Source organism: Streptomyces sp. NPDC008238 (genome assembly GCF_042956445.1).
Lineage (GTDB): Bacteria > Actinomycetota > Actinomycetes > Streptomycetales > Streptomycetaceae > Actinacidiphila.
In genome coordinates this window covers 53,705-79,514 of the sequence record NZ_JBIBGK010000019.1, presented here as the reverse complement: position 1 = coordinate 79,514, position 25,810 = coordinate 53,705, and the positions used below count along the sequence as shown (strand labels likewise).

24 protein-coding genes are annotated in these 25,810 nt (G+C 73.3%); 11 read left to right on the top strand and 13 right to left on the bottom strand.

The window, feature by feature from the left end:
• Positions 1-213: 213 nt before the first annotated feature.
• Together ACFZAU_RS30090 and ACFZAU_RS30085 are read right to left on the bottom strand one after the other, a co-directional pair.
• Positions 214-1,323, bottom strand: a complete 1,110-nt coding sequence (locus tag ACFZAU_RS30090) for a VanZ family protein (protein WP_500554737.1) — start codon at positions 1,321-1,323, stop codon at positions 214-216.
• Between the two features lie 194 nt (positions 1,324-1,517).
• Positions 1,518-1,733: a hypothetical protein gene (locus tag ACFZAU_RS30085; protein WP_500554736.1), complete on the bottom strand. Its 216-nt coding sequence runs from the start codon at positions 1,731-1,733 to the stop codon at positions 1,518-1,520.
• An 807-nt stretch (positions 1,734-2,540) separates the two neighbouring features.
• Between ACFZAU_RS30085 and ACFZAU_RS30080 the strand changes: the two genes are divergently transcribed.
• Complete coding sequence (locus ACFZAU_RS30080) at positions 2,541-2,930, top strand: hypothetical protein (RefSeq protein ID WP_500554735.1); 390 nt, start codon at positions 2,541-2,543, stop codon at positions 2,928-2,930.
• Between the two features lie 32 nt (positions 2,931-2,962).
• Here ACFZAU_RS30080 and ACFZAU_RS30075 read toward each other — a convergent pair whose 3' ends face one another.
• The gene (locus tag ACFZAU_RS30075) at positions 2,963-3,163 is read right to left on the bottom strand and encodes a hypothetical protein (RefSeq protein ID WP_319135553.1); all 201 of its coding nucleotides are present in this window, start codon (positions 3,161-3,163) and stop codon (positions 2,963-2,965) included.
• A gap of 130 nt (positions 3,164-3,293) precedes the next feature.
• Between ACFZAU_RS30075 and ACFZAU_RS30070 the strand changes: the two genes are divergently transcribed.
• From ACFZAU_RS30070 to ACFZAU_RS30055, 4 genes are all read left to right on the top strand, one after another.
• Positions 3,294-3,503, top strand: a complete 210-nt coding sequence (locus ACFZAU_RS30070; RefSeq protein WP_499600585.1) for a ferredoxin — start codon at positions 3,294-3,296, stop codon at positions 3,501-3,503.
• Positions 3,493-4,860 carry an NAD(P)/FAD-dependent oxidoreductase gene (locus ACFZAU_RS30065; RefSeq protein ID WP_500554734.1) on the top strand — a complete coding sequence of 456 codons (1,368 nt, stop codon included), beginning with the start codon at positions 3,493-3,495 and terminating at the stop codon, positions 4,858-4,860. The genes ACFZAU_RS30070 and ACFZAU_RS30065 overlap by 11 nt, the downstream gene beginning before the upstream one ends.
• A gap of 56 nt (positions 4,861-4,916) precedes the next feature.
• A complete protein-coding gene (locus tag ACFZAU_RS30060; protein WP_500554733.1) occupies positions 4,917-6,122 on the top strand; it encodes a cytochrome P450 in 1,206 nt (401 codons plus the stop codon).
• Positions 6,123-6,219: 97 nt separating this feature from the next.
• Complete coding sequence (locus ACFZAU_RS30055) at positions 6,220-7,128, top strand: DUF4232 domain-containing protein (RefSeq protein ID WP_500554732.1); 909 nt, start codon at positions 6,220-6,222, stop codon at positions 7,126-7,128.
• 79 nt (positions 7,129-7,207) lie between these two features.
• On the opposite strand, the gene ACFZAU_RS30050 is transcribed toward ACFZAU_RS30055, so the two are convergent.
• Entirely contained in the window at positions 7,208-8,104 is an 897-nt protein-coding gene (locus ACFZAU_RS30050; protein WP_500554731.1) for a helix-turn-helix domain-containing protein, read from the bottom strand.
• Positions 8,105-8,295: 191 nt separating this feature from the next.
• Between ACFZAU_RS30050 and ACFZAU_RS30045 the strand changes: the two genes are divergently transcribed.
• Positions 8,296-9,339 carry an NAD(P)-dependent alcohol dehydrogenase gene (locus ACFZAU_RS30045; RefSeq protein ID WP_500554730.1) on the top strand — a complete coding sequence of 348 codons (1,044 nt, stop codon included), beginning with the start codon at positions 8,296-8,298 and terminating at the stop codon, positions 9,337-9,339.
• Positions 9,340-9,570: 231 nt separating this feature from the next.
• On the opposite strand, the gene ACFZAU_RS30040 is transcribed toward ACFZAU_RS30045, so the two are convergent.
• Positions 9,571-10,119 carry a CGNR zinc finger domain-containing protein gene (locus ACFZAU_RS30040; RefSeq protein WP_500554729.1) on the bottom strand — a complete coding sequence of 183 codons (549 nt, stop codon included), beginning with the start codon at positions 10,117-10,119 and terminating at the stop codon, positions 9,571-9,573.
• A 114-nt stretch (positions 10,120-10,233) separates the two neighbouring features.
• Here ACFZAU_RS30040 and ACFZAU_RS30035 point away from each other — a divergent pair, with 114 nt between their 5' ends.
• Positions 10,234-10,659 carry a hypothetical protein gene (locus ACFZAU_RS30035; RefSeq protein ID WP_500554728.1) on the top strand — a complete coding sequence of 142 codons (426 nt, stop codon included), beginning with the start codon at positions 10,234-10,236 and terminating at the stop codon, positions 10,657-10,659.
• A 194-nt stretch (positions 10,660-10,853) separates the two neighbouring features.
• The gene (locus tag ACFZAU_RS30030) at positions 10,854-12,437 is read left to right on the top strand and encodes a hypothetical protein (protein WP_500554727.1); all 1,584 of its coding nucleotides are present in this window, start codon (positions 10,854-10,856) and stop codon (positions 12,435-12,437) included.
• A gap of 78 nt (positions 12,438-12,515) precedes the next feature.
• On the opposite strand, the gene ACFZAU_RS30025 is transcribed toward ACFZAU_RS30030, so the two are convergent.
• Positions 12,516-13,205 carry a TIGR04222 domain-containing membrane protein gene (locus ACFZAU_RS30025; RefSeq protein ID WP_500554726.1) on the bottom strand — a complete coding sequence of 230 codons (690 nt, stop codon included), beginning with the start codon at positions 13,203-13,205 and terminating at the stop codon, positions 12,516-12,518.
• 138 nt (positions 13,206-13,343) lie between these two features.
• Entirely contained in the window at positions 13,344-13,748 is a 405-nt protein-coding gene (locus ACFZAU_RS30020) for a MerR family transcriptional regulator (RefSeq protein WP_500554725.1), read from the bottom strand.
• Positions 13,749-14,088: 340 nt separating this feature from the next.
• Here ACFZAU_RS30020 and ACFZAU_RS30015 point away from each other — a divergent pair, with 340 nt between their 5' ends.
• Both ACFZAU_RS30015 and ACFZAU_RS30010 read left to right on the top strand, forming a co-directional pair.
• On the top strand, positions 14,089-15,582 hold the full coding sequence (locus tag ACFZAU_RS30015) for a SulP family inorganic anion transporter (protein ID WP_500554724.1): 1,494 nt from the start codon (positions 14,089-14,091) through the stop codon (positions 15,580-15,582).
• Positions 15,583-15,854: 272 nt separating this feature from the next.
• Positions 15,855-16,508 carry an aggregation-promoting factor C-terminal-like domain-containing protein gene (locus ACFZAU_RS30010; RefSeq protein WP_500554723.1) on the top strand — a complete coding sequence of 218 codons (654 nt, stop codon included), beginning with the start codon at positions 15,855-15,857 and terminating at the stop codon, positions 16,506-16,508.
• A 78-nt stretch (positions 16,509-16,586) separates the two neighbouring features.
• On the opposite strand, the gene ACFZAU_RS30005 is transcribed toward ACFZAU_RS30010, so the two are convergent.
• Positions 16,587-16,970: a VOC family protein gene (locus tag ACFZAU_RS30005; RefSeq protein WP_500554722.1), complete on the bottom strand. Its 384-nt coding sequence runs from the start codon at positions 16,968-16,970 to the stop codon at positions 16,587-16,589.
• Between the two features lie 243 nt (positions 16,971-17,213).
• Positions 17,214-19,424, bottom strand: coding sequence for a HelD family protein (locus tag ACFZAU_RS30000; RefSeq protein ID WP_500554795.1), 2,211 nt, complete (start codon positions 19,422-19,424; stop codon positions 17,214-17,216).
• Between the two features lie 484 nt (positions 19,425-19,908).
• On the opposite strand from ACFZAU_RS30000, the gene ACFZAU_RS29995 reads away from it, so the two are divergent.
• Positions 19,909-21,012 carry a hypothetical protein gene (locus ACFZAU_RS29995; RefSeq protein ID WP_500554721.1) on the top strand — a complete coding sequence of 368 codons (1,104 nt, stop codon included), beginning with the start codon at positions 19,909-19,911 and terminating at the stop codon, positions 21,010-21,012.
• A 401-nt stretch (positions 21,013-21,413) separates the two neighbouring features.
• On the opposite strand, the gene ACFZAU_RS29990 is transcribed toward ACFZAU_RS29995, so the two are convergent.
• From ACFZAU_RS29990 to ACFZAU_RS29975, 4 genes are all read right to left on the bottom strand, one after another.
• Positions 21,414-23,531: a DUF1996 domain-containing protein gene (locus ACFZAU_RS29990; RefSeq protein WP_500554720.1), complete on the bottom strand. Its 2,118-nt coding sequence runs from the start codon at positions 23,529-23,531 to the stop codon at positions 21,414-21,416.
• Between the two features lie 248 nt (positions 23,532-23,779).
• On the bottom strand, positions 23,780-24,340 hold the full coding sequence (locus tag ACFZAU_RS29985; protein WP_500554719.1) for an AMIN-like domain-containing (lipo)protein: 561 nt from the start codon (positions 24,338-24,340) through the stop codon (positions 23,780-23,782).
• A 224-nt stretch (positions 24,341-24,564) separates the two neighbouring features.
• Complete coding sequence (locus ACFZAU_RS29980; RefSeq protein ID WP_500554718.1) at positions 24,565-25,347, bottom strand: hypothetical protein; 783 nt, start codon at positions 25,345-25,347, stop codon at positions 24,565-24,567.
• 213 nt (positions 25,348-25,560) lie between these two features.
• Complete coding sequence (locus ACFZAU_RS29975) at positions 25,561-25,737, bottom strand: hypothetical protein (RefSeq protein WP_500554717.1); 177 nt, start codon at positions 25,735-25,737, stop codon at positions 25,561-25,563.
• Positions 25,738-25,810 lie beyond the last annotated feature (73 nt).

Genomic DNA, 25,810 nt, shown 5'->3' with positions numbered 1-25,810 from the left:
GTCCCTGCCTCCCGCCTCCCGCCGCGGGGGCCCGGGCGGCCCGCACCGGCGCAGTCCTCGTCGTCCGGTGGGGAACCCCGCCGCACGAACACCCCGACCACCCCGACGACGAGCGCCGCGACGCCCCTCGGAACCCGGATGCCCAACCGTTGCCGTCGTGCCCCACGGGCGGCGACAGCCGCCCCGGCCCCCGCGGGTCGTCACGGGCGACCGTCAGGCACACGCCCCGGAGTACTTGTCCCGGCTGTCCCCCGCGGGCGCGGTGACGCGGACGCCGAGGAGGCGTCCGGCGGAGTTCACCCGCACCTCCAGCGACGTCACGGCCGCCATGCGGTCGTCGCGGTACGGGTACGTGACGGTCCACGTCTCGCCGGGGCCGTCGTCGGCACGGAGCACCGCGGGCCGCTCTGTGCCGGCGGTGGGATAGCGCGCGGCCACGTAGCGGCCGGCGGTCCGCTCGGCGGCGGCCGCGTCGTGCACGGGACCGGCGGCCCCCGGGATGGGCCTGCCCACGGCCGGGGCCTCGGTCCGCGGCCCCAGCGACACGTCGACCCGGTACCCGTCCGGGTCGGGCCAGCGCATGAAGGCGACGCCGTCCGGCTCCAGTTCGGCCCAGACCTCCTCGTTCACGCCGTCCATACCGCACGGCGTGTTGTCCGAGACGCGGGCGATCGTGACGTCGTCGCCCAGCGCCTCGCGGACCGCCTCCCCGATCACGGCGCGCTGTTCCGCCGACGCCTGCCTGTTCGGCTCGGCGTGGTCCACCACGCGCACGTCGACGACGGTCGACAGCACGCAGGCGACGGCGACGAATCCCGACCCGGTCACGGCCAGGAAGCCGCGGTGACGCGTGGGCCAGGCCGGCAGCCCCCGTCCGGCGAGGCGCAGGGACAGCAGCCCGGCCCCCACGCCCGCGGCGGCGCCCACGACGTTGGTGACGAGGTCACTGGTGTCGCAGTAGCGGCCGATGACCGGAAGGCACGCCTGGACGGTCTCGATCCCGCAGGCCAGGAGGACGGACAGCAGCAGCGGCGGCACCGGCCGCCGGGCGGCGCGGACGCCGAGGAATCCGATCGGCACGAACAGGGCGACGTTCATCCAGCCCTGGGTCGTCCCGAACGACTCCCACACGTCCTTGCTCACCGTGCACCTCACCGCGCCGGTGCCGACGGGTCTCAGCCAGAGCGTCAGGAACAGGGCGGCCGTCGTCGTCGCCGCCCAGGCCCCGTAGGTCCAGGGCCGGTCGGAACGGCCCCGCAGGGCGGTCGCGACGACCCCCAGCACGGCGGCGGAGACGAGGGCGACGAGCAGGAGGTACAACATGTGCCCTCCGAAGACGAGAGCGAACAATGCCGTGCCTTTCGAGCGCGAGGGGACCGGTCGACGGCGCGCTTGCCGCGGCGCGTCGGCGATCACCCTCGCGCCCGCACGTCATGGGCCCTGGCTCAACGGATGACCAAGCTGTAACAGCCCCTCCCCGCCGGTTCCGGGACCGCCTCGGACCTCGCGCTCCCGCCCTACGGCCGCGGCGCGGGTTCCGTCGCCTCGGGAAAGCCCAGCGCGTCCAGCAGCGCGTGGAACAGGTCCTCCACGAAGGTCTCCTCCGAGCGCAGCAGTTCCTCGATCCGGGACCGCGTCCCCACCGCCGGGACGTCCGCCGCGGCGGCCCAGGCGAGGGCGCCGGCGGCGTCCGCGGGGACGTCCGCGTCGAGTGCCGCGCGCGTGCGGTTCACGGCCTCGTCGAACTCGGGGGTCCACCCACAGGCTGACGTCTTCGAGGTCCTCGGGTTCCTCGGTGAGCAACCCCGCGGCGATGTGCAGGTTGAGCCATGCCTGCCAGCGCCGCCCGTCCGTCCCCAGCCCCGTCACCAGGGCGACGCTGCTGTCGGACACGTCCGCGACGCAGGCCGGTGCGCCGGTCCATTCGACCAGGGCGGGCAGATCCTCCTCCGTCCAGACCCCGTTGTCGGCCTGGAGGGTCTGCCAGCCGCCGGGGCGCGGCCACCACGCGTGCACGGCGTCCTTCCGCTCCTGAGCGACGCCGTCGAACACGGGTGCCTCCAGCAGCGGACGCTCGCTGCGGGCGAAGACCAGGTGCCCTGAGAACCCCACGGGAACTCCTCCTTGCATGCGTTTCCCGCACCTTAAGGGCCGCCGCCGACACACCCGGCCGGCTGCGCACGAGGGACTGCAACCGCAGTTCACGGTCACGCGGATCGCGGCGGTCCCGCCCCGGCACGTACCCCGGCGCCGTCACGGCGGCGTGTTGCCGAACCGGGCAAACCGGACCCGGTTACTGTCAAGCGCGCTGGAGGTGCGGGCCCTTGACGGCGGACGGGCGGAGTGCTGACCTGCGCGGACTTCAGCGAGAGCGGCAACGACGCACCCCATGGCTGTGCCCAGGGACCGCCCTACCGCCTGCGCTGAACCCGAACCCGAACCTGAACCCGAACCGGGCCGGCGGAGTCGTGGCCGGGGGCGGCGCTCGTCGTCACATGCCGGAAACGTACCCGGCGGTGGTACGCCAGTAGGGTCCCCGCATGCTGCTTTTCCATTTCACGCGGCCGGGGCTGTGGCCGCTGATCTTGGCAGACGCGGAGATCCGGGCGACCCGGCCGGAGGGGCCGGACGCCGTAATGGAGCCGGCGCGGACCGTGCACCTGACCGCGGATCCGAGCCCGGGGTCGCTGCCCGGGCCGTTCCGCGACCGGACGGTGCGGATCACGGTGGAGGTCCCGGTGCCCGAGGCGCAGCGGTGGCATGCCTGGGCCGGTACGAAGCTGCCCGCCGGGTCGGCCGAGGCGCTCGCGGCGGCCCTCTTCGACGGGCGTCCGGACGAGTGGTTCGTGGTGGAGCGGGCGATCCCGTCGGCGGAGTGGGTGTCGGTGATCGACCTGGGCGTGATGGCGCCGCTCTGGACGCGTGCGTAGCCGCGAGGGCGCCGCGCCGTCACGCGGGCCCGTCACCACGTCGTGGGCCCGGCGCCGCGCCACTCGACGAGGTCGCTGTCGTACAGGTCCCCCAGGCGCATGCGGAGCCCGGCGCGGCGGACCAGCGCGAGGACGTCGCGGGGTCCGTGGGCGAGGCCGAGGATCCTGCCGTCGCACCGCACCCGGCGGCCGCCGCTGCCCGACGGCGGGTAGACGATCACTCGGCATGGCACCAGCCCAGCCTGGCCCCGCCCGGGCGGGGCCGCATCCCGGCGGAGTAGCCGGACGCGCGCCGCCGCCCCGCAGGGCTTACCAATGGAGGGACGAGGCAGGACACCCGGGGGCCGGAGAAAGTGGCTGGGCATGCGCGTTGTCGTCGATCTCACCCGTTGCCAGGGCTATGCGCAGTGCGTGTTCCTCGCGCCCGACGTGTTCGAACTGCACGGCCCGGAGGCACTGCTGTACAACCCGGCGGTCCCGGAGGACCAGTACGCACGCGTGCGCCAGGCCGCCGCGGCGTGCCCGGTCCAGGCGATCCTGGTGGGCGAGGGGGTGAGCGCCGGTGCCCGGTGACCTCCGTGAGGGGCGGATCGTCGTCGTCGGCGCGTCCCTGGCCGGCCTGAGGGCAGCCGAGGCGCTGCGCGAGAAGGGCTTCACCGGTTCGCTGACCGTGGTCGGGGACGAGCCCCACCCGCCGTACGACCGGCCTCCGCTGTCCAAGCACGTGCTGCTCGGCAAGGGGCGGGCGGACGCCACCGGGCTGCCGATGCGCCGTGACCCGGAGGCGGAGTGGCGGCTGGGCGTGCCCGCCGCCGGGCTGGACGCGGTGGGCAAGCGGGTCCTGCTGGGCGACGGCTCGTCGCTCCCGTTCGACCGGCTGCTGATCGCGACCGGTACGCGGGCCCGGCCCTGGCCGGTTCCCGAGGAGGCGGCCCTCGACGGGGTGTTCACGCTGCGCACCAGCGACGACGCCGCGGGGCTGGCCGAGCGGCTGGCGGCCGGGCCGCGCCGGGTGCTGGTGATCGGGGCGGGCTTCACCGGTTCGGAGATCGCGTCGGTGTGCCGGGAGCGGGGTCTGGAGGTCACGGTCACCGAGCGCGGGCCCGCCCCGCTGGTGGGCGCGCTCGGCGGGACGCTGTCGAAGCTCGCGGCCGCCATGCAGCGGGCGCACGGCGTGGACCTGCGCTGCGGCGTGACCGTCACCTCGCTGCGCGGCAACGGCAGGTTCACCGGCGCGGACCTCTCGGACGGCACCCGTGTCGACGCCGACGTGTGCGTCGTCGCCATGGGCGCGGTGCGCAACGTGGAGTGGCTCGCGGAGTCGGGCCTGGCCGCGGATCCGCGCGGGATCGCCTGCGACGCGGGCTGCCGGGCGTTCGACATGTACGGCATCGTCACGGACGACGTGTTCGTGGCCGGTGACGTCTCGCGCTTCCCGCACCCGCTGTACGAGTACCAGTTGCTCTCCCTCGAGCACTGGCGCAACGCGGTGGACCAGGCCGAGGTGGCCGCGCACAACATGGTCAGTCCCGGGCCGCAGCGGCGTCCGCACCTCGCGGTCCCGACGTTCTGGTCGAGCCAGTTCGGCCACAACATCAAGTCGGTGGGGGTCCCGACCTTCTCCGACGAGGTGGTCGTCGCCCAGGGTTCGCTGGATGAGCGGCGTCTGGTCATGGTCTACGGCTACCGCGGCCGGGTGACCGCCGCGGTCACGGTCGACATGGCCAAGTCGCTGGAGTACTACGAGCGCCTCATCGAGGTGGCCGCCCCGTTCCCGCCCCCGCCGGGGGCCGCGGACCGGCGTGCGGCGGCCGAGGTCCCGGTCCCCTCCGACGTGCCGGACCCGAGCAGGCTCTCGCACGGTCCCACCGTCGCGCTCACCGGGTACCTGCCGGACCGGCGGCTGGTGCTGGCGCGGCCCACTGGGTGACCCGCCCCCCGCCCATCCGGCAGGACCCCACGAGGACCCACGAGGAGCCACCCCGCATGACCGCCGAGACCCTGCTGGAACGCATCACCGACTACGCCAGCCGCCCCGACCCGTACCCGTTGTACGCGGAACTCCGCGAGGCCGGGCCCGTGGTGCGGCAGGCGGACGGCAGCTACCTGGTCGGCACGTACCACGAGGTCGTGGGCCTGCTCCACGACCCGAGGCTCAGCGCGGACCCCCGCAACCGCACCACGCCGGCCCCGGAGGCGGTGGAGGAGACGCGGCACCTGCCGTTCCTGCGGCTGGACGACCCCGAGCACCACCGGCTGCGCACCCTGGCCATGCGGCCGTTCGGCCCGCCCCACAGCCCCGGCCGGGTCGACGCCATGCGCGGCGAGATCACCCGGGTCACCCGGGAACTGGTCGACGGGCTCCGGGGCCGCGAACACGTCGACATCGTCGACGACCTCGCCTATCCCCTGCCGGTCTCGGTCATCTGCCGGCTGCTGGGTGTCCCGCGCGAGGACGAGCCCCGGTTCCGGGAGTGGACCGACGGGCTCGTCGCCGCCGCCGACATCAGTCCCGGCGAGGACAGCGCCGCGCGGGCCGAGGCGGGCCGCCAGGCCCGGATCGCGATGGGCGCCTACCTGCTCGGTCTCGCGGAGGAGCGCCGCGGCCGGCCCACCGGCGACCTGCTCTCGGACTTCGTCAACGAGCCCGATCCGCAGCTGCGGCTCACCGACGAGGAGCTGGCGGTGACCGCGATCCTGCTGCTCATCGCGGGGCACGAGACCACGGTCAACCTGATCACCAACGGTGTGCTCACGCTGCTGCGCCACCCGGACCAGCTGGAACGGCTCCGCCAGGAGCCCGAACTGATGCCGGAGACGGTGGAGGAGCTGCTGCGGTACGAGCCGCCGGTGCACCTGCGCGAGCGCGTCCCGCTGGCCGACGTGGAGATCGCGGGCACCGTCATCCCGAAGGGGACGTCGGTGATCCTCGCGCTCGCCTCGGGCAGCCGCGACCCGCTGCGCTTCAAGGACCCCGAGCGGTTCGACCTCGCCCGCAAGGACAACGAGCACATCGGCTTCGGCAGCGGCGTCCATTTCTGCTACGGCGCCCCGCTCGCCCGCATCGAGGCCCAGACGGCGCTCGGCGCGCTCCTGCCCGGCCTCGGCACGGCGACCCTTCTGCAGGACCCGCCGCCCTACCGCCGGAACGCCATGCTGCGCGGGCCCCGTCACCTCCTCGTCGGCTTCTGAGGCCGGCCGGGCGGCCCCCTCCCCCACGGCCGCACCGGACCCGGGCAGCAATTCCGCGGCGCGCCGGAATTCGCGAGTCATCGCGCCGTGGCGGCACATGGAATTTCCGTGCCACGACGCATTGTCGGTGGCACGGATTTCCGTCGGGAATTCGTGGACGTTGACTCGACGGGGTTCTCAATGTCTCCGGCGCGTAACCGCCTTCCGGTCGGATCGTCACGAGGGGCTTTGTGACTGGCATTGCGTCAGGCCGGCTTGTCAGGGTGGTGGTCGTGACGGGGAAGAGCCCCGCCACGAATGGGAAAGTAGGTCTTTCATGAAGGTCTCGACCGCCTGCCGTGTCATACCCGCCCTGACCCTGGCTTTCGCCGCCCTGACCGCGTGCGGTCAGGGCGGTGACGAGGCAGGCGCCGGCCGCGCGGACTCTCCGGCGGCGGCCGCCCCGGATTCCTCGTCGGCGAGTATGTCCCCGTCCACCTCGCGAGAACGGGCCGCCGGGCAGGACTCGTCCTCCGACGAGGTGTCACGCGATCGTTCCGGCGGTCAGGATGCGGAGTCCGAGGCGGGTCGCGTCGGTGGCGTGCAGCGGTGCGCGGCCGGGCAGTTGCGGGTTTCCGTGGAGAACCAGGATTCCGCCGCCGGCACCACGCATTTCCAACTGGCCTTCCGAAACACGGGGACCGAGCCGTGCTCCTTGACGGGATTCCCCGGAGTGTCCTTCCACGGCCGTGACGGTGCCCGGATCGGCACCCCGGCCGACCGTGCCACCGGCACACCCGCCACGACGGTCACCCTGATTCCCAACGCCCGGGCCGTCGCGGACGCGAAGGCGCTGAACGGGCAGGCCGGTCTTTCCGCCGGCGAGTGCCGACTGACGAGCGTCTCCTTCATGGGCGTTTTCCCGCCCGGGTCCAGGCAGCAGATCGACGTGCCGTGGAAGGCTTCGGAGTGCGCTGTCCGCGGGGCGCACGGGCTGACGGTCGGCCCGCTCCACCCCGTCCGCTGAGTTGGGGCAGGGGCCCGGGCGACCGGGCCCCGTGGCCGACCGGGCCCTGTCGCCGTGGGGTGCCCTTCGTCGCCCCGGCTCAGACCGACGGCACGCGGTGCGTGGCGTCCGTGCCCCAGCTGACCAGCAGGCGCAGCGACTCGGCGGAGGGCGAACCCGGCTCGGCGTGGAAGGTCACGAGGGTCACGTCGGGGTCGTCCGCGAGCCGGAACTGCTCGAAGTTCAACTGGAGCTCGCCGGCCAGCGGGTGGTGCAGGCGCTTGACGCCGTGGCTCTTCTCCTTGACGTTGTGCAGCGCCCACAGGCGACGGAACTCCTCGCTCTTGACGGAGAGTTCACCGACAAGGGCGGACAGCTGGGGGTCGTCGGGGCAGCAGCCGGCGTCCATGCGCAGCCCGCACACGACGTCGATCGCCTTCTGCTGCCAGTCGGCGAACAGATCGCGGTACTCGGGACGGAGGAACACCAGCCGCGCCCAGTTGCGCTCGCTCGCGGGCAGCTCCGACCAGTCGCCGAAGAGGGCGGCCGCCGCCCTGTTCCAGGCGAGGATGTCGGAGCGCCGTCCGACGAGGTAGGCCGGGACGCCCTCCAGCGAGTCCAGGAGCTGCCACAGCGCCGACCGGGCCTGCGGCTGCCGCGTCGCGGGCTTCTTCTTGTACGCCTTCGGCTTCGCCAGGTGGGTCAGGTGCGCGTACTCGGCGTCCGTCAGGCGCAGGGCGCGGGCGATGGAGCCCAGCACGTCGGTGGAGACGTTGTGGCTGTTGCCCTGTTCCAGGCGCGTGTAGTACGCGACGGAGACCCCGGCGAGCTGGGCCAGCTCCTCACGGCGCAGGCCGGGCACCCTGCGGTGCCGGCCGGCGTCGGCCAGTCCGACGTCCTCCGGCTTCAGCCGGGCCCGCCTGCTGCGCAGGAACTCGCTCAGCTCGGCCCGGCGGTTCAGGGGCCGTGCGGCGACGGCTTCGGCTCGCTGTTCCATACCTCCAGTATCCGCGCCGTCCCCTGGTCGTAGGCAGCGCAGCCTGACCCCGCCGGTGGTAGGCACAGCGGTCGTACGAAAGGGCGGGTGAACGCTGATCCGCCCGACCTGGGGCAGGCTGGGATGTACTCGGCAACCATGCCCGGGATCGATCGGGCACCGGGTCCGCACATCACGAGGAGAACCCCTGCATGACGACTGTTGCTGCCTACGCCGCACCCGCACCCAAGGCACCGCTGGAGCGGACCGCCATCGAGCGGCGCGCGGTCGGCGAGCACGACGTCCTGATCGACATCAAGTTCGCCGGCATCTGCCACTCCGACATCCACCAGGCCCATGACGGCTGGCGCCCCGGCCTCTACCCGATGGTCCCCGGCCACGAGATCGCCGGCGTCGTCTCCGAGGTCGGCCCCGGCGTGACGACCTTCGCCGTCGGCGACCGCGTCGGAGTCGGCTGCATGGTCGACTCCTGCCGGGAGTGCGCGAACTGCAAGGACGGCCTGGAGCAGTTCTGCACCGGCGGTGGCCCGACCTGGACGTACAACGGCACCGGCAGGGACGGCCTGCCCACCCACGGCGGCTACTCCGAGAAGATCGTCGTCGACCGGCACTTCGTCGTCCGCATCCCGGACGCGCTGCCGCTGGACGTGGCCGCCCCGCTGCTGTGCGCGGGCATCACCACGTACTCGCCGCTGAAGCACTGGAACGCAGGCCCCGGCAAGAAGGTCGCCGTCGTCGGCCTGGGCGGCCTGGGTCACATGGGCGTGAAGATCGCCCACGCGCTCGGCGCCGAGGTCACCGTCCTGTCGCAGTCCCTGCGCAAGAAGGACGACGGTCTGCGTCTGGGCGCCGACCACTACCACGCCACCGGCGACCCGGAGACCTTCGCGAAGCTGGCCGGCACCTTCGACATCGTCCTGAACACCGTCTCGGCGGGGCTGGACTTCTCCGCCTACGTATCGCTGCTGCGCACGGACGGCGCGATGGTCAACGTCGGTCTCCCCGAGGAGTCCGTGCACCTCGACCTCAAGGCCCTGAACGGCCGGCGCCGGGTGATGACCAGCTCCAACATCGGCGGCATGCCCGAGACCCAGGAGATGCTCGACTTCTGCGCCGAGCACGGCCTCGGCGCCGAGATCGAACTGATCTCCGCGGGTCGGATCAACGAGGCGTACGAGCGCGTCCTGGCCGGCGACGTGCGCTACCGCTTCGTGATCGACACGGCGACCATCTGAGGCACTCGCGAGCCGGCCGGTGCCCCGTCCTCCGGCCGGTTCCGCCCATCTCCGGGCCTGACTCCGACGTTCACCGCGACGGCACGCCCGCCCGGAAGGCCGCGCCCACCCGGGACGCTCAGCCCCGGGCGGGCGGTGGCGCCTCGCGGCCAGGCTCCTCGCGATGGCCGCCGCGTGGGAGGCCACGTCGTCGATCGTCGGGGGCCGCGGCGCGGCGGCCCCCGGCTCGTCTCAGGCCGTCGTCGTGGTGCGGTGGCGGGCGCGGAAGGCGGCGGCCTTGACGCGGTTGCCGCAGGTCCGCATCGCGCACCATTCGCGGCGCCGGCCGCGGGAACGGTCCAGGTAGACCTGGGTGCACTCGGGGCGGGCGCACTCGCGCAGCAGGGCCGCCTCGTCGCCGATGATCCCGACCGCCTCGCGGGCGAGGGCGGCGAGGCCCTGTGCGGCGGACCCGGAACGGCTCGTGCCGTCGGCGGCGAGCTGCGTCACGACGGGAGTACGGGCGGCGTGGCGGTTGACCGCGGCGACGGCGCCGGCGGGCAGCGCGGCACCGTCGAGCCGGGCCCCGACCAGGGTGTAGATCGACTCCCGTAGTTCCACGGCGGCCGCGAGGTCCGCCGCGTCGGCGCCGGGCTCGTGGTCGAGCATCCCGGACTCGGTGAACCAGGCGTCGAGGAGTCCGGGCGTGGCGAGCTTTTCCGTGGGCACCGCGTTGCGTCGCGCGCGCAGCGTGCCCAGGAAGTCGAGGGCGAGCGTCCCGCAGGGAAAGGCATGTTTCACATCACCATCCTAACCGGTGACCCTGATTTCGTCACTTGCTTGACAGGTGACTTCTCCCCGTGGGACGGTCGTCACCGTTCGAAACGGTTACTTCTTGATGTGGGGGACGCCGCAATGGCTGTCGTTCGTTTTCACCTGACCTCCTCGCTCAGCCCGTCCGAGGCGCTGGCCGTGCTCACCGACTTCGGGCCCGCGCGGGCCCGGAACTGGCCCACCATCGACGCCGGGCACCTGACCGTCCACGCGATCGGCGACACCTGGGCCGAGGTGACCGAGGGCACCGCGTCCGCGTGGGAGCGGGCGCGCTACGACTGGGACGCCGAGCAGGGCCGGGTCACCATCGCCACGCACGACTCGAAGGTGTTCGGGCCCGGCGGCGGATGGGTCTTCCGGATGACCCCCGAGGGGGAGGGCACCCGGGTCGACGTCGAACTCACCCGCACCCCCGGCACGCTCAAGGGCAAGGTGCTCGCGAGCCTGCTCCCCCTCGCGGCCGGGTCGCTCCGCAAGTCCTACCGGCAGCCCTTCAAGGCCGTCTGACCCGCGGCCGCACGGCCGGTCGGCGAGCGGCCGCCGACCGGCCCCCGGGCCTCGGCCACCGGCCCCGGGTCCGGCCCGGCCGCAGCGCGGCCCCGCGACCGATCCCGCCCCCGAACTCACTGTCGGGAAGCGGATACCGTCCGTACACTGTCAAGTTGCAGGCATGCGGGCAGTGTTGACCGGGGGGAGCCGCCATGTCCGAGCAACCGCACGGCGCCACATATGGATACGGCTACGGTTACGGGCCGGGGCACGTCCCGCCCATGCCCTCCAGCCCGCCCCCCGCACCGCCGGACGGACTGCGGGCGGCGGCGGTCGGGCTGCTCAACCTCAGCGGCCTCGGCCTCGGCTACGCCCTGACCCGGCGCTGGGCGCCCATGGTCGTGTGCTGGTTCGCGACCGGCCTCCTGCTGCTGGTGGCACTGCCCGCGGACCCGGACGGCGTGCCCGTCGGCCTGGTCGTCGGCTACCTGGTCCTCCTCCTGGCGGCGGCCGTCCACGGCGCCGTTGTCGGGCTGCGCACCCGTCTGGTGTGGCCCGCGGGCTCCCCCCTGGCGATCGCCCTCGGCCTGGTGCTGCTGGCCGTTCCGGCCGGCGGTGTCGTGCTGTACGACACGGCCCGCGACGAGGCCAAGGAGCAGGCGCTCCTCGGCCGCCTCGACCAGGCCGACACGTTGGTGCGGGCCGCCGGGGCCAGATCCTTCGAGATGGCCGAGTCCGACTACCGCAAGGCCCTGCGCGAGTACCGGGACATCAGATCCGGCCACCCGGACTCTCGGGCCGCCGCACGGGTCCCCGACCGCCTGAAGACGTACTACACCACCGTCGGCGCCGCCTACGACCGGCAGGACTTCTGCGCGGCGATCCCTGCGCTGACGTACCTGCGCACCGTCCCGGGCACCATCGGCAAGCAGCCGCTCGGCACGCTCGCCACGTGGCCCGACGACCGCCTGGCCACCTCGCTCTACGAGTGCGGCGCGCAGCGGCTGGACAACCAGGACTCCGACTGGACGGGGAACCTCGGCGAACTCGTCCGCAGCTTCCCCGACTCGGAGCAGGCAGCGAAGGTCGCACCGGCCGTCGACTCGGCCGTGGACAAGGCCGCGAAGGACGTCGGCGGTTCCGACCCCTGCGCCGCCGTCGAGCGGCTGCGCGCCCTGGGCACCCAGGCCGGGGGCCTGAACACGGGCGGCGGGGACATCGGTGACGCCGTCGCCGCATCCGCCGCCCGGGCCGGAAGGAGCGCCGACTCCGGCGTGTACTCCTGCGGCGTCGACCAGTACAAGGAGGGCGACTTCGACGAGGCGCGGGGGACGATGAACACGTTCGTCGCCAAGAACAAGAGCGCCGGGAACCGCGCGCTGGCCAAGAAGTTCGCCATCGCGGCGGAGGTCGCGGACGCGATCCCGGCGGCCGGCAAGCGGCTGCCCACGCTGGCCTCCGGCGGCAGCATCTCGGTCACGATCAAGAACGACAGCCCCAACCCGATCACGGTGCTCTACACCGGACCGGTGACCGGCAGCATCACCCTCAAGGCCTGCCGGGGCTGCACGTCGTACGACCTCCTCACCCCCTCGTTCGGGGGGTCCAGGCCCTGCCAGGACAGCAGCAGGAACTACCCCCAGCGCACCATCCGGCTGCCCGTGGGCACCACGTACTTCCTGCACAAGTCGACCTCGTCGGACGGATCGAGCCCCGCGTCCGACACGGCCAGGCTCAAGTCCGGCTACATCTACACCGAGTGCGCCTACACGACGAAGTCCGCCTTCGGCTTCTGATCCGGGACGGGACCCGCGGGGCTGCCGGCAGGTCTCCCGGCAGGGCAGCCTGCCGGGTCCCGCCCGCCGTCGCCGGCGTCAGTCCGAACCCCCGCCCCCACCGCCGCAGCCGAAGCCCCCGCCGGAGTGGCCGCCGGAGTGGCCACTGTCACCTCCGTGAGCGCCGCCGTCGGTGCCGTCCCAGCCCGCGCCCCCGTCGTCGGCGCGCCAGCGCAGGAACTCGTGCCGGCCGAACGGGAACAGGCCCTCGTCCGCGACCGCTCCCCGGCCGATCAGCCCGGCCTCGGCGGTGAACGCCGGGACGAGCGCGGTCAGCGCCGGGTCACCGTGGAGCGCGACGGCGAGCAGGACGTCGGCCTCCGCGAGCCCCGCGCGGTCCTCGGGCACCGGCGTGTTCCGCCGCAGTTCGGCGACGTACCGGCGGGCGGCCCGGGTCGGGCTCGCGCGCACCAGCCGCAGCAGCCCCGCCCCGGCCAGCTCGGCCCGCATCCGCGACAGCGCCTTCCGCACGACCGCGCGGCCGAGCAGTTCCCTGATCCCCGCCGGCCGGTACAGCCCCACGCGTACCGCCTTCTCCAGCGGATGGCGGTGCGGCGGCGGGTCGGCCTGCTCCGGGGAGGGCTCCCGGCGCAGGGTGCCCGGCCGTCCGGACTCGACGGCGCCGCGCAGGTGCAGCGCCACCACGGCGACCGTCACGGCGGCTCTGGGGCCCCCGCGCAGCATCGCGATCTCGTGCGGTTCCAGCCGGACCGCCGTCGCCTCGTCCATGGCCTCTCCCCCCGTGCCCCTGCCGGGTACGTGCCCGCCGCCGGGGGTGGTCGAAGCCTCCGCGAGCCGGGTTCAGAGGGGGATTTGAGGGTGCCGTAGCGGGCGTACGGCCGCTGGTGCAGGCGCGCCCGGCCCCGCTCAGGGCCGACCGGGTCCGGACAGGCGGGCACGGAGCGTGGCGGCGAAGTCCTCGGCGCGGGACAGCTGCACGCGCAGTTCCTCGATCTTGCGCGCCGCCTCCCGCTCGTAGGCACGGACGCGGTCCAGCAGCGCCTCGCGCTCGGCACCACCGGGCGGGTCGGCTCCGTCGAGGCGGTCGACGGCGTCGAGCAGGTCGCGCATCTGGTCGAGGGTGAAGCCGAGCGGCTTCATGCGGCGGATCACCATCAGCCGCGCGACGTCGGTCTCGGTGTAGAGCCGGAACCCGCCCTGGGAGCGGGCGGAGGGCGTGACCAGACCGGTCTCCTCGTAGTGCCGGATGGTGCGCAGGGACAGCCCGGTCCGCGCCGCGACCTCACCGATCTGCATGTGCCCGCCGTCCACGACCGTCGCCCCGCCCTTCCCGTGCCCGCCGATCCCTACCCTAACGTCAGGGTAGAGTTGCGTGCGCGGACCCGGTGGGTCCGCGCACTGCCGAGCCGGGGCCGACGGCGCCCCCGGCGGAGACCTCGAACCGTGCGGGAGACCCACGTGGCCGCGTCCATGGTCACGGGCGCCGCCGCCTGCCCGCCCTGACGGTCCGGTGACGCGCGTCGGGCCGTGCCCCGCGTGCCGCCCGTCCGGCGACCCGGCCGCCCGGGAGTGCCGTCCCGTTGTCCGCGCCCTTCCCGCGCTCCCCCGCCGTCCACGGGGGCGTGCCCGAGCACGACAGGTACCCGTTCCCTTGTCCTCTCCCACCGCAACTCTGCGTCGCGCCCCGCGCCCCGACTGGCTCACCGATCCGAAGGTGTGGCGCACCGAGGTGCTGGCCGGTCTGGTGGTCGCCCTCGCGCTGATCCCCGAGGCCATCTCGTTCTCGGTCATCGCCGGGGTCGACCCCGCGATCGGCCTGTTCGCCTCCTTCACCATGGCGGTGACCATCTCCGTCGTCGGGGGACGCCGCGCCATGATCTCGGCCGCGACCGGGGCCGTGGCCCTGGTCATCGGTCCCCTCAACCGGGAGCACGGGCTCGGCTACCTCGTCGCCGCCGTCATCCTCGCCGGCGTGTTCCAGATCGTCCTGGGAGCGCTCGGGGTGGCCAGGCTCATGCGGTTCGTGCCGCGCTCGGTGATGGTCGGCTTCGTCAACGCCCTCGCCGTCCTGATCTTCCTGGCCCAGGTCCCGGAGATGCACGACGTGCCCTGGGCGGTCTACCCGCTCATCGCCGCGGGCCTGGCGCTCATGGTGTTCTTCCCCAAGGTCACCAAGGTGGTCCCGGCCCCACTGGTGTCCATCGTGACCCTGACCGTCGTCACGGTCGCCGCCGGCATCGCGGTGCCGACCGTGGGCGACAAGGGCGCCCTGCCGTCCTCGCTGCCGGTGCCCGGCCTGCCCGACGTGCCGTTCACCGTGGACACCCTCACCACCATCGCCCCCTACGCGCTGGCGATGGCGCTGGTCGGACTGATGGAGTCGCTGATGACGGCCAAGCTCGTCGACGACATCACCGACACCCGCTCCTCCAAGACCCGCGAGTCCATCGGGCAGGGCATCGCCAACATCGTCACGGGCCTCTTCGGCGGCATGGGCGGCTGCGCCATGATCGGGCAGACGATGATCAACGTGAAGGTCTCCGGCGCCCGCACCCGGCTGTCCACCTTCCTCGCCGGCGCGTTCCTGATGGTGCTGTGCATCGTCTTCGGCCCGGTCGTCTCCGACATCCCCATGGCCGCCCTGGTCGCGGTGATGGTGATGGTCTCCTTCGCGACGTTCGACTGGCACTCCGTCGCGCCGAGGACGCTGCGCCGGATGCCGGCCGGGGAGATCGGCGTCATGGCCGTCACCGTCGTGGTGGTGGTCGCCACCTCCAACCTGGCCATCGGCGTGGTCGTCGGTTCCCTGACCGCCATGGTCGTCTTCGCCCGGCGGGTCGCCCACCTCGCGGACGTCACCGCCGTCGTCGACCCCGACGGCACGACCGTCGTCTACTCCGTGACCGGTGAGCTCTTCTTCGCCTCCTCCAACGACCTGGTGGGCCGCTTCCACTACGCCACCGACCCGGACAGGGTCGTCGTCGACCTGTCCGCCGCGCACATCTGGGACGCGTCCTCCGTCGCCGCGCTCGACGCCGTCGAGACGAAGTACGCCCAGCGCGGCAAGAAGGTCGAGATCGTCGGCCTCGACCGGCCCAGCGCCGCGCTCCACGGCAGGCTCACCGGCGAGCTCGCCGGCCACTGAACGCCACTGAAGGCCGCTGAGCACCGCTGCGGGCGGCAGGTCGTGGCGGCCGGTACGGGGGAGGGCGCCGGTGCCGATGATGCGCGTGTAAGGAAATGTGCCAGGGGAATTGCCTTGGGGCCTCCCCTACGGCAGGCTGTCGCTCCAGTCAGGCCCTGCCCTCGGCACACCCGTACGTACGCGCGAACACCCTTGCGCGGCACCGGAGTCGGCGGCGGGGGCACGATCGTGTCCGGGAGTCCACCGAACGGGCCACGCTGGAAGGAAACCGTGTGAGCCGGATCTCGGTCCGGGGGATCGCGGTGGCTTCGGCCACGGCGGTCACCTCCGTGGGCGCCGTCGTCGGTGTCGCGTCGAGCAGCCAGGCGAGCGTGCAGCCCGTCGCCGCCAGCGACTCCACCGTCCTCGCGGACATACCCGCCGCCCAGCGCGTTCAGCAGGCGTCGCTGACGCAGCAGGTGCAGGCGCAGTCCGACGCCGCGGACGTCGGCACCCGGCAGGCCGCGGAGCAGGCCGCCCGCAAGCAGGCCGCCAAGGACGCCACCGCCCGCAGGGCCGCGGCGGCGAAGGCCGAGGCCGACCGCAAGGCCAAGGCGGCCGCCAGGGCCGCACTCGTGGTGAAGGCCTCGTACACGGTCGCCGAGGTCCAGGCGATGGCGCAGGCGATCATCGGCGACGCGTCGCAGTACCAGTGCTTCTCCAACATCGTCGGCCACGAGAGCGGTTGGGACTACACCGCGACGAACTCCTCCTCCGGCGCCTACGGCCTCGTCCAGGCCCTGCCCGGCTCGAAGATGGCCTCCGCGGGCGCCGACTGGCGCACCAACCCCGGCACGCAGGTCAAGTGGGGCCTGAAGTACATGAACAGCCGCTACGGCAGCCCCTGCGGCGCCTGGTCGTTCTGGCAGAACAACAGCTGGTACTGACCTACCGTCCGGTCGCTGTCGCCTTCGCCGCCGGCCTGCGCTCAAGCGAGGCCGACGGCGCGGCGGTCGTCGCCCGGTCTACGCGTCGTCGCGGCACAGGCAGAAGGGGTGGCCGGCCGGGTCGAAGAGCACCCTGACGTGCTCCTGCGGCTGGAACTCCGCGACGGTGGCGCCCAGGGCGACCGCCTCGGCGACCGCCGAGTCCAGGTCGCCGACCTGGAAGTCGAAGTGCATCATCGGCCGCTGCTCGCCGTCGGCCGGCGGCCACACCGGGGCCCGGTAGCCCTCCGCCTGCTGGAACACGAAGAACGGTCCCTGCGGCGAGGCGGCCACGATGGCCGTGCCCGGCTCTTCGTGCCCGATGTGCCAGTCGAGGAGCTCCGCGTAGAACCGCGCCAGACCTCCGGGGTCCGGCGCTTCGACCGTCGTCCCCCACCACATGCCGCCCGTTCGAGATCGCATGCCTGAGCCTATCCGGGACCCCGGCACACGGGCACCCGCCCGGAGGCACCGGATCTGGTTCCTCCGGGCGGGCCCCGTACGGGAGTTCGGCCCGCCCGCGGCAGCAAGGCCGGGGGCATCGGCGTCCACGTACCGGGTGCGACGCCACCGCACCGTACGGGGAGCATGGGGACGCTCCGGACGCCCCCGGCGTGAGCCGGGGGCGTGGGCGGCGGGCCGGGGGCGCCCGGGGGCGCCCGGGGGTCAGCGCAGCGACTCGGGCAGGGCCTCGCGGTGGACGATGCCCAGGCGCTGGGTGGCGCGGGTCAGGGCCACGTACAGGTCGCTGGTCCCGAAGCGGGCCGGTTCCACGACGAGGACGTGGTCGAACTCGAGCCCCTTGGCCTCGCGGGGGCCGAGCAGCACCACGGGCCGCGTGAGGTCGGGCTCGGCGCCGGGCGTGATGCCGTCGAGCGAGGCGGCGATCTCCTCGTGCAGCGCGCGCGGCGCGATCACCGCGAGGCGCCCCCGCCCCGGGGTCAGCTCCGCGACGGCCAGCGCCACCGCGCCCGCCAGGTCCGCGCCGGCGTGCCGCGTCCACGGCTTCTCGCCGGTGGAGCGCACCGACCGGGGCGGCTCGAAGGCGGGGTCCTCGACGCGTACCACCTGCGCGGCCAGATCCATGATCTCCGCGGGCGTACGGTAGTTGACGCCCAGCCGCACGTGCTCGAAGCGGTCTCCGACGTACGGCTCGAGGATCTTCTCCCACGAGCCGACGCCCGCCTCCTCGGAGGTCTGCGCCGGATCGCCGACCAGGGTCAGCGAACGGGTCGGGGAACGGCGCATCAGCAGGCGCCACGCCATCGGCGACAACTCCTGCGCCTCGTCGACGATGATGTGCCCGAACGCCCAGGTCCGGTCGGCGGCGGCCCGCTCGGCCGCGCTGCGGTGGTCGGCCTCCTCCTGCCGGTCCGCCATCCGCTCGGCGTCGATGATGTCGTGGGCGGCCAGGACCTCGGACTCCGCGTCCTCGAACTCGAAGGACTCCGAGCCCCTGGACACCTCCAGGACGCCCTGCGCGTAGGCGATCTGCTCCTGTCGCTCGGCCTCGGCGGCGGCCCGCGCGGCGCTGTCGTCGACGCCGAGCAGTTCGGCCGCCTCGTCCAGGAGCGGCACGTCGGCCGGGGTCCACTCGCCCTCGCCCGGGGTGCGGCGGATCGCCTCGGAGTCCGCGTCCGGCAGGTACACCGGCGCGGCAAGGTAGTCGGCGAGGAAGTCCTGCGGGGTGAGCATCGGCCACAGCTCCGCGACGGCCGCCCGCACCTCCGCGCTGGAAGCGACGCCCTTGCCGAGCTGCGCGATGTCGTCCGGGCCGAGGAAGTTGGGGCCGCCGTAGGGGTCCGCGCCGATGCGGTCGGCGAGTTGTGCGGTGAGGGCGTCGATGACGTGGAACGCGAAGTACGGCCGGGCCAGGTTGTGCGGCAGGCGCGTCTGGCGGGCGGCGTCCCGGGCCTGGTAGGCGATCTCCCAGTCCAGGACGAGTTCGCCGTCGTCGTGCGGGATGACCACCGGCGCGCCGGGCTCGGGCAGCGCCTGGCGGTCGCGGACGGCCAGCGCCAGCGCCTCGGCCATGTCCGCGGCGCCCTTGACGGCCGCCGCGCGCGGGCTGTCGGTGCCCCGGGCGTGGACGCCCGGGAACAGCTCGGCCTGCGTGGCGAGCATGACGCCGGTCTCACCGAGGGCGGGCAGCACCTCGCCGATGTAGCTCAGGAAGGCCGGGTTGGGGCCGACGATGAGGACCGCGCGCTTGGCCAGCAGCTCGCGCTGCTCGTACAGCAGGAAGGCCGCCCGGTGCAGGGCGACCGCGGTCTTGCCGGTGCCGGGACCGCCCTCGACGACGAGGACGCCGCGGTGCGGGGCGCGGATGATGCGGTCCTGGTCGGCCTGGATGGTCCGCACGATGTCGGCCATGCGGCCGGTCCGGGCCGAGTTGAGGGCGGCGAGCAGCACGGCGTCGCCCGTGCGGTCCTCGAAGCCGGTGCGGTCGCCGTCCTCGAGGTCGAGGACCTCGTCGTGCAGCTCGGTGACCCGGCGGCCCTCGGTGGTGATGTGCCGGCGCCGGCGCAGGCCCATGGGCGTGTGACCGGTGGCGACGTAGAACGGCCGGGCGACCGGTGCGCGCCAGTCGATCAGGAGGGGGGTGTGGTCGGTGTCGTCCTCCCGGATCCCGATGCGGCCGATGTGGTGCGCGGCGCCGTCGGTGAGGTTGATCCGGCCGAAGCACAGCGAGCCGTCGACCGCGTTGAGGGCCGCCAGCAGCCCGGACCGCTCGGCGACGAGGATGTCGCGCTCGAGACGGGCCTGCATGCCGTTGCCCACCGGGGACATTACGTCGTCCACGCGCTGGGCGGCGACCCCGCGCAGCGTGTCGACCCGCTCGTAGAGCCGGTCGATGAATTCCTGCTCCTTCTGCAGTTCGACACTTTCGCGAGTTGACACATTCGCTCCCTGTCGGTTATGCTGTTCCTGTTGGCCCCCGTTGAGGGGCCTTTTCTGTGCGCGCACAGAAACACTCAATATACGTGAGGAAATCCCCGTACCGCAATTGCGGTACGGGGATTTCTGCGTCCCCGGGGCGGTGCGGCGCCTGCGGCGCCGCGGGGATCGCAGAGCTGCCCACGGCGGGCAGCCGCGGGCTGCGGAAAGGAAAGGGAAGAGAAAGGGGGCGTCATCCGGCCGTCCGGTCCTTTCCGCTCTTACCGCGCTTTCCGGTCCAGGCTTTCGGCGCACCCGATGGACGGCGGCACGGCACGGCAGATATCGCGTCGGCACGCCCCTCGGCGGGACATCGGGGGGCCCGGCGTTCGCGGGAGTGCCGGCCCACCCGCCCGGAAGGCCGGGGCCGGGTGCCCCTATGATCAACGCCCGCTGAACGAACGATCGAGCGGGGGGACGGGAAATGACACACCGGCGCGCGGCGATACCGGTCGTGACCGGGGGATTGCTGCTCACGGCGCTGTTGTGGTGGGCCGGGGCGAGCGCGCACGCGCTGAACCTGCCCGGCGCCGTCGACGTGCTCGGCAGCCGGGCCGCCGCGGAACTCCAGGTCTGGCTGACCCCCTGGGCGTACGACCCGCCGGCCCGGGACCTGACAGGCGTCACGGCGACCGGAGGCGCCGACTACCTCACGCTCTACCGGACCGGGCTGCAGATCCGGTTCGCCGCGGTCTTCGTCTTCTTCGTGCCGGGCGCACTGCTCCTGCTGCGCAGGCTGCCCCCGGTGCACGGTCGACGGACCGCTGCTCTGCTCGCGGTGTGGGCGTGGGGCATGGTGGCCGGAACACTGGCGGTGACCGTCTCCGCACCGTGGCTGATCGCGTCGTACGGGCACGGCAGTTACCGCGTCCTGCCCCAGCTGGCGTCGCTGATCACCACGGGGCGGGAGGCCACCGCGGTGGCCTCGCTGTTCGCGGCGGCGGTCACCGTGCTCGTGGCGCGCGTCACCGCCGAGGACGCGGACCCCCTCCCCCAGGCGGTCGTCCCGGCGCGTACGGGCCGCCTGGCCGCGACCGTGGGGACGGCGGTGATCGCGGTGTCCCTGGTGGTGCTGTCGTACCAGTCGGTCGCCGCCGCCATCCAGACGTACTCCCCGGGCATCGGGCTGCTGTCCGAGCCGGGTGAGCTGCTGCGCCAGTGGCTGCTCCTCGGCGCGTGGACGGCCCCGGTGGGCGGCATGTCGGCCGACTGGCTCCTGGCGCGCGCCGCCGACGTGCTGCTGCTCGTCGTCGTGTGGTGGCTGCTGCGACGACTGCCCGTGCTGCTCACGCGGGCCACGTTCCCGGCGATGGCACTGGGCGCGGTCTGCGCGACCGTCCTCGGGCTGGTCGCCTCGCAGTTGCTGCGGCTGGCGTTGGACGGGTCCGGCCTGCAGTGGCCGCCGCTGTTCCTCTCCGCCGGCCTGGTCGTCGGGACACCGGCCGCGCTGACCTTCGGCCTGACGGCGGGAGTGGCGGCGGCCGCCGTCCTGCGGATCGCCGAGCGCCACGCGACGAAGGGCGTCTGACGGCGTCTCCGGCCGGCGTGTGGCCTGTGTCGTGGACGTGCACCGGCTCCGCGGGCACCCATGTGCCCGCGGAGCCGCTCACGCCCTCGGCGACCGGGCGGTGGCCCGGTCGCCGAGGGGTCTTCACTGCGGTTGCCCGGAACCCGGGCTAGGTCGTGTCGTCAAACGAGCTCCCCCAGCTACCGCTGGGAGGTGCCCCCACCGCCCGAAGGGCGGGCTCAGCGGCTCCCCCGGCTTGCGCCGGGAGGTGCCCCCAGGTGCGGTGCATCGCAAGGCGGAGAGTCGTCCTCGTAGTGGGCTACTCGGACGATTCGACAACGCAGCGTGGGGGCACCTCCCAGCGGAGCTGGGGGAGTGCCGTACCAGGCGTCGCTGAGCAGGGGGGCGTTTGACGACACGACCTAGAACGAACCGCTCTTCGCACGGCGGAGCAGGAGGAATCCTCCGATCGCCAGGACCGCTCCGAGGCCGGCCGGCCACAGGTTGGTCCCGGTGTCGGCCAGACCGCCGTTGATCGCCTGCTGGCCGACCTGGCCCGCGGGGCTCGGGGCGTACGCGCCGGGAGTGGGGATCTGCTGCGCGGGCGCCGTCTGCTGCTCCTGCGGGTCCTGCTGCTGCCCGCTGTGGTGCTCGTGTCCGCCGGCGGGCGGGGCGGCGGTGTCGTCCTCGTCCGCCGGAGGCGTGGAGTCGGCCTTGGGCGTCACCGTGACGGGGGCGTCGGGGGTGTCGCCGCCTCCGTTCTGGCCGTCGTCCTGGCCGTCGTCCGGGGTGTCCGCCGGAGGCTCGTCCGTGCCGGGGTCGTCGTTCCCGCCGTTGCCGGGCTCCTCCCCGCCGGGGTTGTCATTGCCTCCGTTGCCGGGGTTGTCATTGCCTCCGTTGCCGGGGTTGTCGTTACCTCCGTTGCCCGGGTTGTCGTTACCTCCGTTGCCGGGCTCCTCCCCGCCGGGGTTGTCGTTCCCGCCGTCGCCGGGGTTGTCGTTGCCCCCGTTGCCGGGCTCCTCCCCGCCGGGGTTGTCGTTCCCGCCGTCGCCGGGCTCCTCCGCACCGTCGTCGCCGGCACCGCAGGTGCGGCCCTGGTTGATGCAGTCGGCCACCTCCTGCATCAGGCCCTCGTCGAAGATGTTGATGAAGTCACCGTGGTCGGTCACCGGCTTGTGCAGGTTCTCCGGGAAGGAGTCCACCGCGAACAACGGCACCGTCTTGCCGCCGTCCTGGACGCTCGGCGCCTTGACGTCGTACACGATGCGCTGGACCAGCTGCGGGATGGCCTTGAAGCCCTGCGGGCAGTTGCCGCCCGCGTCGGCGAACGCCACGTGGGTTCGGTGGTTGGCGCTGTCGACGTTCTGGCCGTCCCAGCAGCTCTGGAAGCGGAAGGTGCGGACCACGTCGCTGCCGTCGGGGCAGAGCGGGTACTTCTCCTTCAGCTGCCGGTCCTCGTGACCCGTGCAGCTCCACGAGGCGTTGGCGTTGGCCGGCCCGTTGACGAACGCCTTGGCGTCACCGGTGATGATGCGCAGCAGGCGCGGCATCGGGGTGACCTTGCTGACGGGGTTGCCGACGAACGTGAGGGTGACCTCCTTGGGGGTCACGATCTTCCCGGCGTTGCCCTCGGTGCCGCCGCCGGGCGCCTGGGCGTCCCGCTCGACGGTGCCGTCCTGGACGCGCAGCACGGGCCAGTAGTACGACGACTTGTCGCCCTGGTCCTTGCAGCTCGTCTCGGCCTTCGCGAGGTCGTCGATGGTGGCCAGTCCGTTGTTGGACTGGTTGCCGACGTAGTCGTGGAAGTGGTGGGCGCCGTTGGTCACTCCGGGGGCGACGATGATGTTGTCGGAGTTGAACAGACCGTTGGCGTTGACACCGCACTCGGAGGAGAACGTGCCGGAAGAGGCGTCCGACGGCTGCGGGCCGCGCGGCGCGTTCGGGCTGATGCTCATGATGTCGGCGAAGTCCGCCACGACGGGGCCGTTGCCGCCCTGTCCGCCGCCGGCCTGTCCGCCGCCCTGGTTGCCCTGGCCGTTCTGGCCGTTCTGGGCTCCGTCACCCGTGGAGGGCTGCGGGCTGCCCTGCTGTCCCTCTTGACCCTCCTGGCCCTGCTGGCCCTCTTGCCCCTGCTGGTCCTCCGGCGCCGCGGTGGAGCGGACCGCCGTGCACCCCGCGAGGCCCTCGATTCCCTGCGGGGGATCGCCCACACGGTCGATCGCCTGCAGGATGCGTGCGATCGTCGCCGCCCGCTTGTCCTTCAGCGGGCCCAGGATCGCGTTGTCCACGAAGCCGGGGTCCTGCTGCTGGGCTGCCGAGGTGTCCTTCAGTCTCTGGTAGGCCTCGGCCGTCTGCTGGTCCAGCAGGGCGAGTTCCTTGTCGACCTCCTCCTTCGCCTGCTCGGGGACGGCGGTCAGTCCCGCGCCGACGTCCGGGCAGTCGATCGTGAACGCCTGGCCCGCGGAGGCCGTCTGAGCCGAATCGCCCTCGGTCGCCGAGGCGAACACGTTCGCCGTGACTAGGACACCGCCTCCCAGCATCAGGGCGACGGCTACAAAGGTGCCGCTACGTGTACCGGTAGCACGTCTGCGCGAATTGCGTACCAAGGAAACCCTCCTGCGCGCCTGATAATTGGCGGCCTGAACACGACAAGCCGTCGATACATACGGACGCCTCCTCCGGAGTGTTCAACCGCCCCAGGAATTCACAGGAGTTACTGTTCGCGGCCGGGTCCGCCCAGGCCGGGCCCGGTGGCCCCACGCCACCGGGCCCGGCCGGCGCGAGCGCCTCACCAGGTGTGGGCCACGTCGACCACCAGGCGGTCGGGCAGCTGGAACACCCGGAACGGCAACCGGGCCCTGACCCCCAGACCCACCTGCGTGTCGCCCTCGAAGCTCGACGCGAACCTCGCGTCCCGGAAGGTCCGGTAGCCCGTCAGGTCGACGCCCGGCAGCGTCCGCCCCGCCCGGCCCGGGTAGGTCGCGGCGCCGGTCTGCGGGTCGTACGAGGGGGCGGCCACCCGGATCTCGATGATCGCCCCGCCGGAGACCGGTATGACCCGGCCCGAACCGTCCTGGTGGACGGCGTCGACGTACTGCACGGTGTAGCCGATCGCGTCCGTGCCGGCGGTGGGCACGTCGAACACCACGCGGTCGTAGCACTCGTGGCGGCCGGCCCTGATGTCGGTCAGCGCCCCGAGGTCGGCGTCCGTCCCGGACTTCGGGAGGCTGCCCCAGCCCGTGGGGCACACGGCCGCGGGCGCCGCCGCTGCCGTGGGGGCCGCCGCGGCCACCCCCGCACCCGCCATCACCAGGGCGGCCAGTGCCACCCCGTATCGTTTCGCACGCATCGTTCCCCCTTGCATCGCGGCTCTTGTTCCCTTGCCATGTACGACATGCCGGTCAAGGGTTTGGTTGTGCGGGGGCGCCCCGGAACCGGCCTTTCCTCCCGCCCCCGCCGCTGCGGCGGGCGAGTGGGTCGGCGACGAGCCGCAGCCCGGTCTGGTCGAGGTCCGTTTCACCGACGCCCACGGCCGGGGGTGGAGCTTCGTCGAGAGACGTGGCCGTGCGCGTGTCAGCCGTCGACGCGCGGGAACGCCGTGGTCAGCGCGTCCGTGACCGCGGTGAGGGTGGCGTCCGACGGGGCGCGCAGGCAGACGTCGACGCGCACTTCGAAGGGCTTGCCGTAGGCCGTCGAGCGTCCGTGGCCCCAGGCCGTCAGCTCCGTGTCGCCCAGGAGGATCCGGCAGCCCTTGCCCGCGGGTGAGGGCTCGCCCACGCGGAGGGGGGTCGCCAGACCGGCCTTTCCCGTCGCGGCGGGCTGGAACGCCATCAGCACACCGCCCTCCTCCAGCGCCTTCAGCGGCCGGCATGTGAGCAGTGCGCCGTCCGCGCCGTCCGGGCAGGAGCCGTCCGGGGGGCGGCTGAGGGGCTGCGAGGAGACGAATCCGGTGGCCCAGCCGTCGTCGCCGACGGACAGGCTGTCCCAGCCCCGCGGCACGGTCAGGGTCAGTGCGGTCTCCTCCAGGAGGCGGACCGTCGTGAGGGACCGTGTGGCGGCGGGCGAGGGCGAGGGCGTAGCGGCCGGAAGGGCGCTCCGGCGGTCCGGCGCGGCGGCCGGTGAGTGGGCGTCACCCGGTGGCCGCGGTCCCGGCAGGAGGAGGAAGCAGGCCACGACGGCGGTCAGTGCCGTGACCGCGCCGGCCGCCGTCGCGCGGCGCCGCCTGCGCTGTCGCACGCGCCGTCTGATCTGCCGCATGCGGTCGCCGGGGGTGGCGGGCCGCGGAACCCCGTCGCGCAGGAGGCGCCGCACGACCTCTTCCGTGTCGTGCCACTGCTCGTCAGGCGCGGCGCGCATGTTCCTCACTTCCCTCCACCCGCCGGGACGTCTACGCGTCGGCCGGCGCCCCACGTACGTGCACCTCGGGATCCACCCCGGCAGGTCCTCTGCCGGACGAACCCCTCACCCCTCTTCCAACCGGCTGGCAGACGATTCGGTTGCCGCGGAACCCGGACAGCGCCCGGTCGGGGACGTTGCGGGGGACGTGTCGTTCCTAGGAGTCGCCCGCCATCAGGACGTACACGGACGCCAGGAGCGCGACCGCGCAGACGCCGCCAGGACGACCAGCGCGCAGCCGATCACTCCCGTCACACCGGCCACCGCCCACCAGCCGAACCGTTCCGCCCGACCGGCCCGCCGGACCGCGTCCTCGTACTCGGTGTCGTCGTACCACCCGCGATCAGCCATGATCCCCCCTCGGGCGCACCCTACCGGCCGGGGCCGTTCCGGCACGCGGTGGGCCCCGCCGTATCCTCGTCGT

Bases quoted from the DNA above. Each gene is read 5' to 3' on its own strand.
- ACFZAU_RS30090 (WP_500554737.1), bottom strand. From the start codon at position 1,323: ATGTTGTACCTCCTGCTCGTCGCCCTCGTCTCCGCCGCCGTGCTGGGG.
- ACFZAU_RS30080 (WP_500554735.1), top strand. From the start codon at position 2,541: ATGCTGCTTTTCCATTTCACGCGGCCGGGGCTGTGGCCGCTGATCTTG.
- ACFZAU_RS30070 (WP_499600585.1), top strand. From the start codon at position 3,294: ATGCGCGTTGTCGTCGATCTCACCCGTTGCCAGGGCTATGCGCAGTGC.
- ACFZAU_RS30060 (WP_500554733.1), top strand. From the start codon at position 4,917: ATGACCGCCGAGACCCTGCTGGAACGCATCACCGACTACGCCAGCCGC.
- ACFZAU_RS30055 (WP_500554732.1), top strand. From the start codon at position 6,220: ATGGAATTTCCGTGCCACGACGCATTGTCGGTGGCACGGATTTCCGTC.
- ACFZAU_RS30050 (WP_500554731.1), bottom strand. From the start codon at position 8,104: ATGGAACAGCGAGCCGAAGCCGTCGCCGCACGGCCCCTGAACCGCCGG.
- ACFZAU_RS30045 (WP_500554730.1), top strand. From the start codon at position 8,296: ATGACGACTGTTGCTGCCTACGCCGCACCCGCACCCAAGGCACCGCTG.
- ACFZAU_RS30035 (WP_500554728.1), top strand. From the start codon at position 10,234: ATGGCTGTCGTTCGTTTTCACCTGACCTCCTCGCTCAGCCCGTCCGAG.
- ACFZAU_RS30030 (WP_500554727.1), top strand. From the start codon at position 10,854: ATGTCCGAGCAACCGCACGGCGCCACATATGGATACGGCTACGGTTAC.
- ACFZAU_RS30025 (WP_500554726.1), bottom strand. From the start codon at position 13,205: ATGGACGAGGCGACGGCGGTCCGGCTGGAACCGCACGAGATCGCGATG.
- ACFZAU_RS30005 (WP_500554722.1), bottom strand. From the start codon at position 16,970: ATGCGATCTCGAACGGGCGGCATGTGGTGGGGGACGACGGTCGAAGCG.
- ACFZAU_RS29995 (WP_500554721.1), top strand. From the start codon at position 19,909: ATGACACACCGGCGCGCGGCGATACCGGTCGTGACCGGGGGATTGCTG.
- ACFZAU_RS29990 (WP_500554720.1), bottom strand. From the start codon at position 23,531: ATGCTGGGAGGCGGTGTCCTAGTCACGGCGAACGTGTTCGCCTCGGCG.
- ACFZAU_RS29985 (WP_500554719.1), bottom strand. From the start codon at position 24,340: ATGCGTGCGAAACGATACGGGGTGGCACTGGCCGCCCTGGTGATGGCG.
- ACFZAU_RS29980 (WP_500554718.1), bottom strand. From the start codon at position 25,347: ATGCGCGCCGCGCCTGACGAGCAGTGGCACGACACGGAAGAGGTCGTG.
- ACFZAU_RS29975 (WP_500554717.1), bottom strand. From the start codon at position 25,737: ATGGCTGATCGCGGGTGGTACGACGACACCGAGTACGAGGACGCGGTC.